The organism is Amycolatopsis sp. NPDC050768 (genome assembly GCF_040654155.1).
GTDB lineage: Bacteria > Actinomycetota > Actinomycetes > Mycobacteriales > Pseudonocardiaceae > Amycolatopsis.
The window spans coordinates 79,035-92,878 of the sequence record NZ_JBFAHL010000002.1 but is presented as its reverse complement, the minus strand read 5'-3'; the positions used below and the strand labels follow the sequence as shown (position 1 = coordinate 92,878).

Below are 13,844 nucleotides of genomic sequence, written 5' to 3'. Positions count from 1 at the left end.
AAGCAGAATCGGCGCCGACGCGATGACAAGGTTGTCAACGAGGGGGCGGACATGGCGCTGAGGCGGCGCGCGGTGCTTCAGGGACTCGGCGCGGGTGGGCTCGCGCTGGTGAGCGCGGGCCTGGTGACCCCGGCGGCGCGGGGCGACGCCCCGGCCCCGGCCCGCAGCGGGGGAGCGCCCGACGACGTCGCCGCGACCTACCTGCGCGTGCTGCTGCGCCACACCCGCTGGGCCGAGCAGCAGTTCGACCCGGCGGCCGGCGTCTACCCGGCGAAGGACTTCACGTTCGCCGTGGTTCTGGGCAACGCCGTCCTGCTCACGCGAGACGGGTACGACGCGGCGGTCACGGGCGTCGAGCGCGAGGTGCTGCACCGGCACACCGTCGACACCATCCGGCACTTCGCGGCAAGCAACCTCATCACCGGCGGCACCGAGTGGGGCCGCCGGCTGTTCTTCGACACCACGTTCCAGTCCTACTTCCAGCTGGCCGGCCGGTTGCTGTGGCACGACCTCGACGCCGCCACGCGCGCGAACCTGGACGAGATCGCGACCGGGCAGGCCGCGTACACCGCCGGGCTCGGTACCGGCAACGACCCGCTGTCCGGCGACTGGACGCCGAACGGGCTGGCCGGCGGGCACGTCGGCGACACCAAGCTGGAGGAGATGGGCGTGTACGCCCAGGCCCTCGCCCCGGGGATGGCCTGGGCCGCAATGGATCCCCGCGCCGCGCAGTGGCGCGAGTGGTTCGGGCGGTGGAGCCGCAACGAGACCGCGCTGCCCGCCGCGGACCTGGCCAACCCGCGCGTGGTGGACGGTGTGCCCATCTCGGCCAACACGGCGGAGAACCTCTACGACACCTTCCTTGTGGAGAACCACGGTTCCTTCGGCCCGCACTACCAAGAGGAGCTCTGGCGGACCTCCGGCCGCAACGCGATGCACTTCCTGCTGGCCGGGCGGCCGCTGCCGGAGGTGCTCACCGCGCAGCCCAACGGCGAGCTGCTGTGGCGCACGATGCTGCTGATGGCCAGCGACGCGGGCGAACCCCTGATGCCGATGGTCGCCGACCGCGAGCACCTGTACGGCCGCGACGTCATTCCGCTGGCGTTCCGCGCGCAGGTGCTCGGCGACCGCTACGCCGCGCGTGCCGAGGCGCAGCTGGCCGAACGGCTGGAGCCGTACCAGGCCTACGCGCCCGCTGATCGCGTCACGAAGTTCTCGGGCGAGCCGAAGTACGAGCCGGAGGCACGCGCGGAGATCGCGATCAGCTACCTGCTGCACGAATGGCGCGCGAACCACGGTGGCCCGGTGCGTCCGGTGAGCCAGGCGGAGTTCGACGCGCACGCCGTCGGCGTCGCGGATTTCGGCGACGGGCCCGGCCTGCTCGCGCACCGCAGCCCGGCCGCGTGGGCCGCGGCGGTGAGCAAACCGGGGTTCACGAAGTTCGCGTGGCAGCCGCACCACGACGACTGGCTGTTCACCGTCAGCGGTGCCACGCCGATGCTGCTGCCCTCCACCGCGCTGGCCGTGCGGGAACGGCACGCGACGACGTGGGTGAAGGTCCGCGACGGATTCGACGCGAGCGCCGCGGTGTGGAAATTCGACAACGGCTACGCCGGTTTCGCGACCCTGCCGACGGGCGCGGCGGTCTACTCCAGCACCGGTCTGGGCGCCGGCGAGGGTGTGGTGTCGGTGTACAACCTCGCCATGCCAGGCGTGCCGGGGCTGACCGGCGAGCGGACCTACCGCACCGCCGAAGGCGTGGTGACCGTCCCCGTCGCGCCGGCGCCGCCGTCCGGCGGTGGGCGCACCGACGACGTGACTTTCTCCGCGGTGACGGCCCGGCACGTGCGGATCCTCGGCGTGCAGCCGGATCCGGCGTACGGATATTCGGTGTGGTCGTTCGAAGTCCGCGACGGGGCGCCGGGCCCGGACCTCGCCCGCGCGGCCACGGCTTCGGCGTCTTCGGCTTCGCCGGGCAAGGAGGCGAAGTACGCGAACGACGGCGACGCGACCACGCGCTGGGCCGTCTCCGTCGCTGACCGCCCGCGCGCCGACAGCTGGCTCGCCCTCGATTTCGGTGCGCCACAACGGTTCGACCGCGTTCGCGTGGCCTGGGAGGCCGCCGCCGGCCGTCGCTATCGCGTGGAAACCTCGGCCGACGGCATCACGTGGACCGCGGCCGGCACCTACCCGCTGCCCGCCATCAGCACGACCGGCGGCTGGCTCGACGTCGACGGCCGCGCCGGGTTCGTCGTATCCGGCTCACCGCACCCGGCCACCGTCACCGGCGACCGGATCGTGCTGTCCGACGGCGATTCCGCGCCCCTGCACGTCGAATGCCGCCCGGATCCGCGCGACCTGGCCGCTGCGGTGCGCGCGCCCCGCCCGACGGCGAGTTCCGCGGCACTGCGGGTTTCCGTGCTCGACGGGCACCTCGTGCTGTTCAACCTCTCCGCCGCGGCGACGTCGGGAACCCTCACCCTGCCCGCCTCGGACGGAGCCGCGGCGCTGTACCAGGGCTCGCAGGTCGTCACCGCGACCGGCACTTCGTTGTCGGTGTCGGCGTCGCCCGCCGAAGCCCGCGTCGAACCGGCGCGCTTCACCGTGCGCGGCGTGGGCGGCGCCCTGCCCGCCGGCGTGCGCGCGACCGTCGTCGACGCCGCCACCCTCCGGCTGACCGCCGACCACACCGTGGTCCTCTCCGTGCAGCCGGCGGGCGAACCGTGGCGGCCCGTGGTCCTCCCCGCCCGGCACCCGGTGACGGTCACTGCCCACCGAACCCGCCCGTACCCCTTGCCGGACTTGGCTTTGGGTGCGGTCACCTTCCCCGCCGAACCCCTCCCGCCGGGCATGACCACCCCTGCCGCAGCCGTCGACGACGACCCGCGCACCTCGTGGCGCCCGGGCCCGAACGGCCGCCTCGTCCTCGACCTCGGCGCGGCCCACGACGTCACCACCGCCGAACTGACCTGGACCGGCGGCCGCCTACCCGCCTTCACGGTCGAGACGAGTGTCGACGGCCGCACCTACACCGCGGCGCGAACCCCGGCTGCGCGCCGCGCCACCACGGTTCCCCTCACCGGCAAGGCGCGCTACGTCGCCGTTCACGTGACCGGGAACCCGACGGCAAGCCTCACGCGGCTCACTGTGCGCTGACCAGGCGAGCGGCCGACGGACTGTCCACACAGGAACGACAATGCGGACGAGTTGCTCTACCTCGCCCGCGACGGGGCGAGGTAGAGCAGGGCGTACCGGTCAGGAGCGGAAGAACTCCAGGAGATCCGCGTTGATCGTGTCGGCCTTGGTGGTCGGCATGCCGTGCGGGAAGCCAGGGTAAATTTTCAACGTGGAGTTTTTCAGGAGCTTCGACGACAGCAAGGCGGCGTCGGCGTAGGGGACGACCTGGTCGTCGTCACCGTGGCCGACGAAGACGGGGACGCTGATCTTCTTCAGGTCCTCGGTCTGGTCGGTCTGGGAGAACGCGACGATGCCGTCGTAGTGGGCCAGCGCGCTGCCCATCATGCCCTGGCGCCACCAGTTCTGGATGATCGCCTCGTCGGGTTCGGCGCCCGGCCGGTTGTAGCTGTAGAACGGGCCCGAGGCCACCGCGCGGTAGAACACGGAACGGTTCGCCAGCAGTTGCGCCTGCAGGTCGTCGAAGGCGCTCTTGGGCAGGCCGCCCGGGTTCGAGTCGGTCTGCAGCATGAGCGGTGGGATGGCGGAAAGGATCGCGGCCTTGGCGACGCGGGCCTCGCCGTGGCGGGCGAGGTAGCGCACGACCTCGCCGCCGCCGGTGGAGTGCCCGACGTGGATCGCGTCGTGCAAGTCGAGGTGGGCGGTGACCTCGGCCAGGTCGTCGGCGTAGTGGTCGAGGTCGTGTCCGTCGGCGACCTGCGACGAGCGGCCGTGACCGCGCCGGTCGTGGGCGATGACGCGGTAGCCGTGCTGCAGGAAGAACAGCATCTGGGTGTCCCAGTCGTCCGACGACAGGGGCCAGCCGTGACTGAAGACGATCGGCTGGCCGGTGCCCCAGTCCTTGAAGAAGATCTCGACACCGTCGGCGGTGGTGATCGTCGGCATGGCGTTGTCTCCGTTTCTCGCGACGTTCCCGAATACCTCGTGAATCTGTTGCGTGTGGACACTGGTCGAAGCGCGTCGAACCTGCGCTTCGCAGACTACGCTTGCGCGACCACTGGTCCGGTGGCGTTCATGCTCGAGGCCCTTGGATGATTGCCTGCACCGGAGTAGGGGGCCACGCGTGAACGGCTCACGTTTCACCGGAATCGGCTCATGGACGCGCTGAGCCGGCTCATCCGGCTCGTGCGCCCGGAGAGCAGCATCGACGCGGTGCCTGATGGCCGGCCGGTTCTCCGTGGACCACGAAGCGGCGGCGCCCGGGCAGGTGCCGTTCTACGTCGCGCTCGAGGGCAGATGCACCGTGACCACGGCGGCGGCGGTCGTCGACCTCGCCCCCGGGGATCTGCTCGTCCTCCCGCACGGCGACGCCCACCACGTCCACGTGACCTCAGGCCGGAAGCTGCCGTTCGAAGACGCGCAGGGCGCCACGTTCACCACTCGCCGCACCATCGGTGCCGAGCCCGACCACGACCTGTTCTGCGGCCACTTCCATTTCGACACGGCCGCGGGAATGCTGCTGTTCCGCCTGCTGCCGTCGCTGCTGCACGTCACGCTCAACGCTTCGGCGCTCGCCCTGGCCGAGGTCCTGCGCGCGGAAGCCGCCTTCGACGGCCCGGGAACGAGCGCCATCGTCTCGTCGGTGTGCGACGCACTGCTCGCGATGGCGCTGCGCAGCCGCCCCGAGCAACGTCTCGGGACGTCCGCGCTGTGGACCGCGATGGGTGACGACGTGCTGGGTGAGGTGATCGCCGGCGTCGTCGAACGGCCCGGCGAACCGTGGACCATCGAGCGCATGGCCGCGGCGGCCTCGATGTCGCGTGCCACGTTCGTGCGGCGGTTCACCGCGCGCACCGGGGGCACCGTGGCGACGCTGCTCACCACCGTCCGCATGATGGTCGCCGCCGACCTGCTGGCGAACTCCGACCGGTCCGTGGTGCGCATCGCGGGGGAGGTCGGCTACCGGTCCGAATCGGCGTTCGTGGAGGCGTTCCGCGCCGCGGTGGGCACGTCGCCCGCGCGGTTCCGGAAGAACTCGATGACCGGTGGGTGACGCCCGAGTGATCTCCGGCTTGGTGCGGTTCGCGGGCGCGTGGCGCCTCAGGACTGGCTGACCAGCCGGTATCCGGCGGCGGAGAACTCGGCCGTCAACGCGTAGCGGTCGCCTCGGACGAGGGTGTGGCGCCACTCCATCGGGCGGCCCTGCGAGTGGCTCAGGCGGTTGATGGCGAAGGCCGCGACGTCGTGGGCGCAGGCGAGCTGGGTGCGTTCGGCGGCGGTGGGGATGACGGCGTGCACCTCTTCGCGGCCGTGGTCGAGGCGGATCCCGGTGCGGCGGGCGAGTTCGCCGTAGAGGCTGGTGTGCGTGAAGTCGGCCTGCAGCAACGGTTTCGCGACGTCGGCGGGCAGCCACACGCGGTCCATCGCGAGCGGCTCGTCGCCCGCCAGGCGGAGGCGCTCCAGGTAGACCAGCGGCGTCGAGGCTTCGAGGTCGAGGCGCTCGGCGACGAGTGCGTCGGCGCGGACGTCGAACGTGCGGACGATGCTGTGCTGCGCGAGGCCGGCCGCTTCGACGGACGTGAACAAGCTGTAGAGCGCGCCCAGCGGCTGCGCGATCTCGGCCGGCGGGGCGACCCGCGGCTGACGCCCGCGCTCGGCGACGACCACCCCGTCGGCGCGCAACTGGCGCAGGGCCTGGCGCACCGTGTGGCGGCTGACACCGTACTCCTCGGCCAGCGCGAGCTCGCCCGGGAACTGTTCGGTGAACTCACCGGCATCGAGCCTGGTCAGCAGCTCGCGCTGGAGCTGGCGCCAGAGCGGTTCGGAGCCGGAGCGGCTCAGCGTTCGTGGGGCCATGGCCTCCTCCGGGCTGTCTCGCCCGACACTACCGGTAGCCAAATGTGCGGACATAATCTACGTTGAATGTACGTACATTTACGCATGGGCAGACTCGGGAGGGGAGCGTCGATGGGGACACGCGAACGAACGGGCGCCCGGTGACCGCCACCCAGGACCGGGTCGCCGACCGGCGCCCGGCGCGGGACCGCGTCGCCGAAGCCGCTCCGGGACTGCTGGTGGCGCTTCTCGTCGCCGGGGTCGCGACCGCACTGGGCTCACTGGTCCCGATCGTCGGCGGGCCCGTGTTCGGCATTCTGCTCGGCGCGCTGGCCGCGGCGGTCGTGCCGGGGCTACGCGAGCAGAGGTGGGCGCCGGGCTACGGCGTGGCCTCGAAACCGGTGCTCCAGCTGTCGATCGTCGTGCTCGGGACCGGGCTGTCGCTGCAGCAAGTGGTCCGCGTCGGCGTGCAGTCGCTGCCCGTCATGCTCGGCACGCTCACCGTCGCCCTCGGCGGGGCCTGGCTGCTGGGCCGCCGGCTCGGCATCGATCGCGACACACGCACCCTGATCGGCGTGGGCACGGGCATCTGCGGCGCGTCCGCGATCGCCGCCACCACCGCCGTCATCAAGCCGAAGCAGACGGACGTCGCCTACGCCATCGGCACGATCTTCACCTTCAACATCGCCGCCGTGCTGCTGTTCCCGCCGCTGGGCCACCTGCTCGGCATGAGCTCGCACAGCTTCGGCCTGTGGGCGGGCACGGCCATCAACGACACCTCCTCGGTCGTCGCCGCCTCCTTCGCCTACGGCGGTGACGCCGGCTCGTACGGCATCGTCGTCAAGCTGACCCGGACGCTCACACTCATCCCCATCGTGATCGTGCTCGCGTTCCTCACCGCCCGCCGCGAAGCCCGCGAGAACGCGGGCGGGGCCGGGTTCAGCATCCGCACCATGCCGTGGCGGCGCATCGTCCCGCTGTTCCTGGTGGGCTTCATCGCCGCCGCCGCGCTCGACAGCCTCGGCGTCGTGCCCGCGTCCTGGCACCCCGCACTGTCCACATTGGGCACGTTCCTCATCACCACCGCACTGGCGGGCATCGGCCTTTCCCTGCGCCTGGCGGACATGCGCCGCGCCGGCCCCCGCCCGCTCCTGCTCGGCGGCGTCCTGTGGATCGCCGTCGCGGCCACGAGCCTCGGCCTGCAAGCGGCGACTGGCTCTCTCTGAAAACGGCGCCGAACGGTCCGCGAGCAGGAGTCGCCTACCCGATGTGGTCGCCACGGTCGGGGGACGGCACGTAGCGAACGTCCGCGGGCGCGTCGTGCGTGTGGATGAGGCTCGTGTCCCATCGGTGCGGCACCGACGCCGCCACCCGTTCCACCAGGTGGCTGCAGAACACCGGTGCGCTCAGCCGCACCAGCCGTGTGTCGCCGGTGTCCAGCGCGAACGCGTCGGTCTCACCGGTCACCTCCACGCGCCGGTGCCGCACGTCGGCCGGACGGGGCAGGCCGTAGCCGTGCAGCAGCGAGTTGCGGATGATCCACAGCACCACGGCGTCGTCGTGATCCACGCCGTGTTCGATCAGCAGCCGCTTGAATCGCTGCCCCGCCGGCGCGGACGTCCCCGACAACGTGTCGAGCACGATCATGCCCAGGCAGACCCCGACCCACGACCGCGTGCCCGGCCCGTCACCCGTCTCGGGGTCCCGCCCGTGCGCCGCCCGCATGTCGCGCAGGGCGAGCTCGATGGGCAGGTACTCCCGCCCCGGGTGCGGCGCGCAGTGCAGCCGCCTGAGCGGCGCACCGCCGCGATCGTCGAGCGTGGTCACCGCCGCACGGTACCCGGCCGGCCCGGTGTGGCTCAGCACTCGCCGGCCCGGACGTCGTCGGCGGCGCGGCTCAGGCGAAGCGGGCCGCCAGCTCCTTGGCCTTGGTGATGGCGTCTTCGTGTGCTTGGACCCGAGACGCTTCGTACAGGCGAACAGGTTCCGGACCCCATGCCCGCTTCACGGCGGAGGTGAGCTCGGGGATGATGAACTCGACTTCGGTGATGCCGAAGTAGGTGGCGAAGAGAGTGGTCAGGTAGGGCACGACGAAATCCCTGCCGTCACGCGGGGTGCCGGGCCGGTAAGTGCTGCCGCGGCTGGAGACGACCACAACCGGGGTGCCCGCGGCGGACGGCTGCTCGCCGATGACGCGACCGGGGACCATCACCTGGTCGATCCAGGCCTTGAGCGTGCTGGGGACCGTGAGGTTGTACATCGGGGCGGCGATCAGGACGACGTCGGCCTGTTCGAGCTCGCGGGCCAGTGTGACACGCAGGGGGTCCTCGTTCCCGGCGGTGAACACGTCGTCGGTGAGGTGGGGCAGCGGGTCGGCTGCCAGATCGCGGTGGATCACCGTCCCGTGGGGGTGCTGGGCCTCCCACTCTCCGCGAAAGGTGGCTGTCACGTCGCGCGAGGTGGACGTGCCGGTGGGCCAGATCGAGCTGTCGAGGTGCAGGAGCGTGGGCATGTTCTGGTGACTTTCGTTGCGTCGGCCGGGGACGTTCCGGCTCCCGTGGCTCGCCGAAATGTCCACTGTGGACCCCGGTGGCGTAGCTGTGGGCGCGGCCCAGGGTCGGGCTGAGGCCGCCGCCCAAGGTGTAACCGGAGGATTTCGCAGCCGCCCAAGGAATGTCGGCCCGCGGAAATGGCGGCACGCGAAAGCCGTGGACGGGGCGGCCGAGGCCGCCAGTCCGCCGGCGCCCGGCAGACTGGCGGGGCGAGATCAGCCCGCGACCTGGTAGCGGCTGGTGATGGCGACGCGGTTGAAGGCGTTCATCACTGTGACCAGCCAGGAGACGGCCGAGATCTGGTCTTCGGTGAGTTCGGCCGCGGCGGCGGTGTAGTCCTCGTCGCTGACGTGGCCGTCCGGCACGCGGGTGATCGCCTCGGTCAGGCGGAGGGCGGCGCGGTCCGTCGCCGAGAAGTACTCGGTCTCTTCCCACGCGGGCAGCACGGCGATCCGGTCGGGGTTTTCGCCCTTCTTGAGGGAGTCACGGCTGTGCATGCGCAGGCAGAACGCGCAGCCGTTGATCTGGGAGGTGCGGATCCTCACCAGTTCGACCAGGAGCGGGTCGAGCCCGGCCGCGACGGCGCCGTTGTCCGCCTCCGCCGACAGGGCGATGAGGGCCTTGTAGGCGGCCGGGTGCTGCATGTCGATGCGGACGCGCTGCGTGTTCGTCACAGTTCCTTCGATTCCTTCGTGTGGTCCGAGCCGCGCCGTCCGGGCGCGTCGTGCGTTCTCGGCAGGGAGACGAGGCAGCCCCCGCGGGTGTGACAGCTCAGATCCGGGAAAGTTTGTCCGGGTTCATGACCCTGCGGTACGCGGTGATCAGACCGTCGGTGATCTGCACCGTGTCGACGGAGAAAACGCGGCCCTGCCGGCGGAACACGAGGGCGGGTTCGCCGCCGACCTCGACGAAGTCGATGTGGTCCGGACGCCACTGGCGACCCACTCGCACCATCACCTCGGCGATGCGCTCACCACCGTGGATCAGCTTGCGTGCCGCGGAGATCTTGCCGCCGCCGTCGGTGACGTAGACGGCGTCCGGGTGCAGGAGCCGCACCAGGCCGGCCAGGTCGCCGGATTCGTAGGCGGCGCGGAAGGTCGCCAGCACCCGTTCGCGCTCCGCTTTCGGTGCCTGCGAAGGGGACTGTTTCGCTTTGGCCACCCGGCGTCGCGCCCGGGAGGCGAGCTGCCGGGCGGCCGGCACGGAGACGTCGAGCACTTCCGCGATCCGGGCGAACTCGAAACCGAAGACGTCGTGCAGGACGAAGGCCACGCGCTCCGGTGGGCTCAGCTCCTCCATGATCAGCAGCATCGCCGCACCGACGGACTCGTCCACGAGCACCGGCTCCGAGGCGTCCGGCCCGGTCAGCAGCGGCTCCGGCAGCCACGGCCCCACATAGGATTCCCGGCGCGAGCGAGCGCTCTTGAGGATGTCGTACGACCGTCGCGCGGCCACCGTGACCAGCCAGGCCCGCAGGTCGTCAACCTCGTGCAGATCGGATCCGGCCGCCCGCAGCCACACGTCCTGGGCCACGTCCTCGGCATCGGCCACACTCCCCAGCAGCCGGTAGGCCACGCCGAAGACCGCAGGCCGGTGCGTCTCCCACTCGGCGCCGAGCCTGTCCTCCTGCTCGGACCGTCCGGGCGCATGCCCATCACCCATGCAGACCGCAACCTCCTCCGGCACGTGGATCCAGCGTACCCATCAGGATCCGGACGCTGGCACCGATGATCGCCGGACAGCCCTCGCCGCCCCCAGACGGACAGCGCGTGCCGCAGGGGCCTCGCGGTGCGGGTGCGGCGGCTATGGTCACTGGCGTGAACGACCTGCCGGAGTTCCAGGCGCGTGAGCTGGCCGCGCTCGTCGAAGACCTGAGCGCGCTCGAGCCGCAGCAGTGGCGGGCGCAGACGCTGTGCGCCGAGTGGGATGTCGAGGAGGTCGTCGCCCACCTCGGGGCGGCCGCGACGCTGTCGCGGTGGGCCTGGTTTCGCAGCATGATCGGGGCCCGGTTCGACGGGGATGTGCACAACCGGCGGCGGCTCGAAGAGTTCCGGGGGAGTACCCCGCAGGAGACGCTTGAGCGGTTTCGCCGCGTCGGTCCCATCGCGACGCCGGTGAAGCCGTCTCCGGCGGGGTTGGGTGAGGTGATCGTTCACGCGGAGGACATTCGCCGGCCCCTGGGGCTGAAGCACGCGCCGGACGCCGAAGGGCTGCTCGCGGTCGCCCGGTTCTTCGCCACCAAGAACTTCGCGGTGAACAGCAAAACCGTGGCCGCGGGTCTGACTTTGCGGGCGACCGACGCCGACTTCGCCCAAGGCGCCGGGCCCGAGGTCGCCGGGCCGATGCTGTCGCTGGTGATGGTGATGGCGGGCCGTGCGGCGTTCCTGCCCGATCTCAGTGGTGACGGCGTGGCGGAGTTGACCACACGGCTCGGCTCCTGAGCTACGCGCGTACCGCCGGTTCGAGCAGCGACAGCGTCCGCTGCCCCGCGTCGAGGCCGACGCGAAGGCCGACCGGCATCGGCAGGTTCGGGCCGGCGTGCCCGAACTCGACGTTGCCCAGGACCGGGATGTCGCGATCGCCGAGGACGTCGAGGACGATCTCAGGCAGGGTCGGGGATTCCGGGGACGCGGCGAGTCCGTCGATCGCGTGCGGCACGCCCACGACCATGCCCGAGATCCGGTCGAGGATGCCGCTGTGTCGCAGGACCTGCAGATAGCTCCACACGTAGGCCGCCAGGCCGCCCATCTCCTCCCAGAACAGCACCGCGCCGTCGAACCGCTCGAGCGGGAGCGCGAAAGGCGTCGCCTGCGCCAGCGCGATGCGGTTGATCACCCCGCCGATCAGCCGGCCTTCGGCCCGTCCGGCGCGCCAGCACTCCCACGACGGGGTGGCGGGCAGCGGACCGATCGCTTCCGTGCTGGTCAGCAACTTCGAGTAGAGCCTCTCCAACTCGGCTCTCCGCTGTTCGGGAGCGGCCTGCCAGTGCCCGCCGAGCCCGGGGGTGGCCAGGTCGGCGTGGAACCCGACCAGACCCGTGCGTGCGTGGAGCACGAGATGCAGCAGGGAGATGTCGCTGTAGCCGAGGATGGGCTTGGGGTCGGCGGTGATCGCGGCGAAGTCGATCAGGTCGAGGTAACCGAGCACCGTCTGGCCGCCGTCGTGCGCGATGATCGCGCGCACCTCGGGATCACGCAAGAGAGCGTTGAACTCCGCGGCGATCTCCGCCGGCGCGGCCGCGCTCCACCACCGGTGCCGTCCCGCTTCGAGCAACGGTGCCCGGCGTACGCGGAATCCGCTCCGCTCGAGCACGACCACCGCCTGGTCGAGGTCGGGCTCGTAGCCGGCTTGCAGCGGCCCGGACAGCGAGGCGATGACGACGAGATCTCCGGGCCTCAGGGCGCGGGGTCGTAGCAGCGCGGAATCGGTCACCGCCGGAGTATCCGCGGCCCGCGCGGCACCTCGCGACGCATTTGCTGAGCGCGCGGCCTCACGCTGACGGCAGCCGCGCGGCGACCACCGCGGCGATCGACTTCGCGGTGGCGCAGATGACGTCGAGCTTCCCCTTGTTGGCCTCGTCCGTGAACTCGACGAGGACGACCTCGTCGCGTTGGGCCGGCGTGCCCTTCACCGTCGGCAGGGCCGGTGTGTAGGTGCGGTAGACGACGGTGACGTCGCAAACGTCGCCGTCGTCGTCGTGTGGATCGACGTACGCGGGACGTCCGCCGACGGTCGTGGGGGTCGCGCCGTCGGGCGGGTCGGTGGCCAGCGGCCATTGACGGTCGTAGTACAGGTCCACGGATTCCGCGTCCTCGCCCCAGGAACACGCCCAGTTCGCGAAGTACCGGTCGGTCGGGTAGTCCGGGCCGGCGACGCGGCGGAGGGTCGCGTCGTCGACGAGGGTGCAGGCATCGACGCGCGCCAGTGACGCCGGCGGGAACGGCTGGGCACGGCGGGCGATGGGGCCGCGGACCACGCGTGCGTAGGCGTCGCCGACCACGGCGTCGGACATGGCGCACAGCTGAGGGGAGTCCTCGCCGTCGGCGCGGACGGTGCTGACGGTGACAAGCCGCAGGTCGGGCAGGACGAAGTAGCGGCGGCACTGGCCGGGGTCGGCGTTCGGGCGCTGGATGTCGCCGAGACGGCCGCGGACCGGCGGCACCTGCGGGTATTCCTCCGGCGCGGTCAGCTCCAGGCTGGTGACGATCGTGCTGCCGTCGGCCAGGGTGGTGTCGAGGTCGCAGCGCGCGAACGTGCCGAGGTTGGGTTCGAGGAACACCTTGCCGTACGGGGCCAGCGAGTTCACCGTCAGCAGCGAGCACGGGTCGGCGGTGCGGGGGTCGCCGACGAGGTCGGACGTCGCGTTCGCGGGCGGCGCGTCGCTGCGCGTGAAGACGAGGAAACCGGCCACCAGAAGGACGACGGCGCCGAGCACGCCGGCGGCGACGAGCTTCAGCCGTCGCGGGCGGCGTCGGCGGGGCAGCTGTGCGGTCGGGGCGCCGCTGAGGAGGGCCTCGACCTCGGCGGCGGTGGGCCGGTTCGCGGGCTGCCGGTCGAGCATCACCGCCAGCGTGAGGGCGAGCGAGCCGGCGTTGCGCGCAGCCTCCACCTTGCCTTCCGCCGCACGCCGCAGCTGCCCGAACGGGCCGTTTTCCCCGCTGCCCCAAGGGGAAACGCCCTCGACAGCGGCGAACAGCGTCGCGCCGAGCGAGAAGACGTCCGCGGCGGGGCCGGCGGCGTACCCGTTCGCCACCTCCGGCGCGAGGTAACCGGCGGTGCCGCCGACGCTGGCGCTGCCGGTGAGCGTGACCTCGTCCCAGCGGGAGATGCCGAGGTCGGCGAGCTTGGCCGTGCCGTCCTCGGTGACCAGGACGTTGCCGGGCGTGATGTCGCGGTGCACCATGTCGCGCGCGTGCATCGCGACGAGCGCGGACGCGATCTGCGCCCCGACGGCCGCGGCCCGCTCCGGTTCCAGAACGCCGTCGGCGCGGACGACCTCTTCCAGGCTTCGGGCCGGCAGGTACTCCATCACGAGCCACCGGTCGTCCCCGTCGACGACGGAGTCGAACACCGCCACGACGTGCTGGTGGTGCAGCGAGGCGCCCAATCGCGCCTCACGCCGGATCTGCCCGCCGTCGCCGTCGAGCGACCGCTTGAGCGCGACCGTCCGCCGCAATTCGAGATCCGTCGCCCGCCAGACGACACCCATCCCGCCGGCGCCGAGGCGTTCCTCCAGCCGATAACGCCCGGCGACCACCTGCGCAGACACGCGCACAGTGTAGGGGCTGGACGGCCGCCCGTTCACGGTATTCGGGTGCTCGC

12 protein-coding genes and 1 pseudogene are annotated in these 13,844 nt (G+C 71.7%); 5 read left to right on the top strand and 8 right to left on the bottom strand.

Going from position 1 to position 13,844, the window contains the following annotated elements; all coding sequences use genetic code 11:
* Positions 1-51: 51 nt before the first annotated feature.
* A complete protein-coding gene (locus tag AB0H62_RS07545) occupies positions 52-3,156 on the top strand; it encodes a discoidin domain-containing protein (protein ID WP_360584767.1) in 3,105 nt (1,034 codons plus the stop codon).
* Positions 3,157-3,255: 99 nt separating this feature from the next.
* Here the strand turns inward: AB0H62_RS07545 and AB0H62_RS07540 are convergent, their stop codons facing one another.
* The gene (locus AB0H62_RS07540; protein ID WP_360584765.1) at positions 3,256-4,080 is read right to left on the bottom strand and encodes an alpha/beta hydrolase; all 825 of its coding nucleotides are present in this window, start codon (positions 4,078-4,080) and stop codon (positions 3,256-3,258) included.
* Positions 4,081-4,336: 256 nt separating this feature from the next.
* On the opposite strand from AB0H62_RS07540, the pseudogene AB0H62_RS07535 reads away from it, so the two are divergent.
* Positions 4,337-4,801, top strand: a pseudogene (locus AB0H62_RS07535) (cupin domain-containing protein); the annotation flags it as partial.
* On the top strand, positions 4,799-5,188 hold the full coding sequence (locus tag AB0H62_RS07530; protein ID WP_360585386.1) for a helix-turn-helix transcriptional regulator: 390 nt from the start codon (positions 4,799-4,801) through the stop codon (positions 5,186-5,188). The pseudogene AB0H62_RS07535 and the gene AB0H62_RS07530, both read left to right, overlap by 3 nt.
* Before the next feature lie 47 nt (positions 5,189-5,235).
* On the opposite strand, the gene AB0H62_RS07525 is transcribed toward AB0H62_RS07530, so the two are convergent.
* Complete coding sequence (locus tag AB0H62_RS07525; protein WP_220242590.1) at positions 5,236-5,991, bottom strand: GntR family transcriptional regulator; 756 nt, start codon at positions 5,989-5,991, stop codon at positions 5,236-5,238.
* Between the two features lie 140 nt (positions 5,992-6,131).
* Here AB0H62_RS07525 and AB0H62_RS07520 point away from each other — a divergent pair, with 140 nt between their 5' ends.
* Positions 6,132-7,196, top strand: a complete 1,065-nt coding sequence (locus AB0H62_RS07520) for a putative sulfate exporter family transporter (protein ID WP_360584763.1) — start codon at positions 6,132-6,134, stop codon at positions 7,194-7,196.
* 34 nt (positions 7,197-7,230) lie between these two features.
* Here AB0H62_RS07520 and AB0H62_RS07515 read toward each other — a convergent pair whose 3' ends face one another.
* The 4 genes from AB0H62_RS07515 to sigJ form a co-directional block, all read right to left on the bottom strand.
* Positions 7,231-7,797: a hypothetical protein gene (locus AB0H62_RS07515; RefSeq protein WP_220242588.1), complete on the bottom strand. Its 567-nt coding sequence runs from the start codon at positions 7,795-7,797 to the stop codon at positions 7,231-7,233.
* Between the two features lie 70 nt (positions 7,798-7,867).
* On the bottom strand, positions 7,868-8,482 hold the full coding sequence (locus tag AB0H62_RS07510) for an NAD(P)H-dependent oxidoreductase (protein ID WP_220242587.1): 615 nt from the start codon (positions 8,480-8,482) through the stop codon (positions 7,868-7,870).
* Between the two features lie 255 nt (positions 8,483-8,737).
* Entirely contained in the window at positions 8,738-9,196 is a 459-nt protein-coding gene (locus tag AB0H62_RS07505; protein ID WP_220242586.1) for a carboxymuconolactone decarboxylase family protein, read from the bottom strand.
* Between the two features lie 97 nt (positions 9,197-9,293).
* The gene (gene sigJ, locus AB0H62_RS07500; protein WP_220242585.1) at positions 9,294-10,184 is read right to left on the bottom strand and encodes an RNA polymerase sigma factor SigJ; all 891 of its coding nucleotides are present in this window, start codon (positions 10,182-10,184) and stop codon (positions 9,294-9,296) included.
* A 155-nt stretch (positions 10,185-10,339) separates the two neighbouring features.
* Between sigJ and AB0H62_RS07495 the strand changes: the two genes are divergently transcribed.
* Complete coding sequence (locus AB0H62_RS07495) at positions 10,340-10,963, top strand: maleylpyruvate isomerase family mycothiol-dependent enzyme (RefSeq protein WP_255638246.1); 624 nt, start codon at positions 10,340-10,342, stop codon at positions 10,961-10,963.
* Position 10,964: 1 nt separating this feature from the next.
* Here AB0H62_RS07495 and AB0H62_RS07490 read toward each other — a convergent pair whose 3' ends face one another.
* Positions 10,965-11,954, bottom strand: a complete 990-nt coding sequence (locus AB0H62_RS07490) for an LD-carboxypeptidase (RefSeq protein ID WP_220242583.1) — start codon at positions 11,952-11,954, stop codon at positions 10,965-10,967.
* A 58-nt stretch (positions 11,955-12,012) separates the two neighbouring features.
* Positions 12,013-13,791, bottom strand: a complete 1,779-nt coding sequence (locus AB0H62_RS07485; protein WP_360584759.1) for a serine/threonine-protein kinase — start codon at positions 13,789-13,791, stop codon at positions 12,013-12,015.
* Positions 13,792-13,844 lie beyond the last annotated feature (53 nt).

Excerpts from the sequence above, each read along its gene's own strand:
- AB0H62_RS07530 (WP_360585386.1), top strand. The coding sequence starts at position 4,799 with ATGGCGCTGCGCAGCCGCCCCGAGCAACGTCTCGGGACGTCCGCGCTG.
- AB0H62_RS07525 (WP_220242590.1), bottom strand. The coding sequence starts at position 5,991 with ATGGCCCCACGAACGCTGAGCCGCTCCGGCTCCGAACCGCTCTGGCGC.
- AB0H62_RS07510 (WP_220242587.1), bottom strand. The coding sequence starts at position 8,482 with ATGCCCACGCTCCTGCACCTCGACAGCTCGATCTGGCCCACCGGCACG.
- AB0H62_RS07545 (WP_360584767.1), top strand. The coding sequence starts at position 52 with ATGGCGCTGAGGCGGCGCGCGGTGCTTCAGGGACTCGGCGCGGGTGGG.
- sigJ (WP_220242585.1), bottom strand. The coding sequence starts at position 10,184 with ATGGGTGATGGGCATGCGCCCGGACGGTCCGAGCAGGAGGACAGGCTC.
- AB0H62_RS07540 (WP_360584765.1), bottom strand. The coding sequence starts at position 4,080 with ATGCCGACGATCACCACCGCCGACGGTGTCGAGATCTTCTTCAAGGAC.